The following is a 925-nucleotide window of genomic DNA, read 5'->3' as shown; positions in this document are numbered from 1 at the left end:
GGGTCGCGATAAATCAGCGCCTTGGGCCTGCCCCATGGGGGGAGCCGCCCACCTGCAACAGACTCTGCAAGAATTCTCCCCCTTCCCCTCGCAGCACTTCCTGCACTTCGGCCGCCAGCCGATCCAGGGAGAGATGAATATTCGGACCTGAGACTTCGGGAGCGACCGGCTCGAAGCTCATGGCGCCCATGGCGCTGTGTCCGATAAACGTCAGGCGCTCCAGAGGACCGATACGGGCCGCCGCCAGACCACGCTGCCTGAACAGGCGATCCATCAGCAACATGCCCCAGCCATCTGGCAAGGCATCATAGACGGGCCCCGGCAATTGCCATTGGTGATCGGGAAAATCTCGACGCAGTAGCGGACCGTCCAGCGGCAATCTGTACGAGGACAATTCCAGGCCTCTCTGCCTGGCCTCGTTGCTGTACTGGAAAGCGATCAGTGGCCGACCGGTCACAGCGGTGGTCGACACCAAAGTCCCCCAATGCCAGCGCTCACCCCATCCCTCATAGAAGACCTTGACCTGTTCAAGCATCATCGGCCCTCTTCTTTTTTGTGCGACGGCGCTTGGCGGTGTCTTCGTAGCGCTGGATGTCCTCGATGCTGTCCAGCCTCGGCTGGAACAGCGCTTCGAGTTCCTTGACACGGCCCAGCGCCATCGCCACCCGGACCACCGCCTCGAAGCCGACATTGCGCCCAGCCTCCAGGTTGGAGACGGTATTGGTGGCCACACCGGCGCGTCCAGCCAGGTCGGACTGCGTCATTTCCAGCGCCAGGCGCTCGGTGCGCAAGCGAGCGCAGAGACGCTTGACGACTTCCTGGGGTTTGCTGAAGCTTAAATCCAGCATGATATGAATTAACCTATTTAATTCAACTTAATACACAAGATTATAGAATTAATGGATTGCCATCTCATCTTATATCC

The 925-nt window shown here is 59.0% G+C and carries 2 protein-coding genes; both read right to left on the bottom strand.

Annotation, left to right across the window (positions count from 1 at the left end):
* Positions 1-13: 13 nt before the first annotated feature.
* Positions 14-538, bottom strand: a complete 525-nt coding sequence (locus I5W_RS01795) for a HipA N-terminal domain-containing protein (protein WP_252716858.1) — start codon at positions 536-538, stop codon at positions 14-16.
* Positions 528-848, bottom strand: a complete 321-nt coding sequence (locus tag I5W_RS01790) for a helix-turn-helix transcriptional regulator (RefSeq protein ID WP_044527965.1) — start codon at positions 846-848, stop codon at positions 528-530. Before I5W_RS01790 ends, I5W_RS01795 begins: the two co-directional genes overlap by 11 nt.
* Positions 849-925 lie beyond the last annotated feature (77 nt).

Origin of the sequence: Herbaspirillum sp. B65 (assembly GCF_000333555.1) — a bacterium.
Lineage (GTDB): Bacteria > Pseudomonadota > Gammaproteobacteria > Burkholderiales > Burkholderiaceae_D > Herbaspirillum > Herbaspirillum rubrisubalbicans.
Note: the sequence above shows the minus strand (reverse complement) of the source record. Positions and strands in the feature narration are given on the sequence as shown.

Coding starts and splice junctions, on each gene's coding strand:
- I5W_RS01795 (WP_252716858.1), bottom strand. CDS start 538: ATGATGCTTGAACAGGTCAAGGTCTTCTATGAGGGATGGGGTGAGCGC.
- I5W_RS01790 (WP_044527965.1), bottom strand. CDS start 848: ATGCTGGATTTAAGCTTCAGCAAACCCCAGGAAGTCGTCAAGCGTCTC.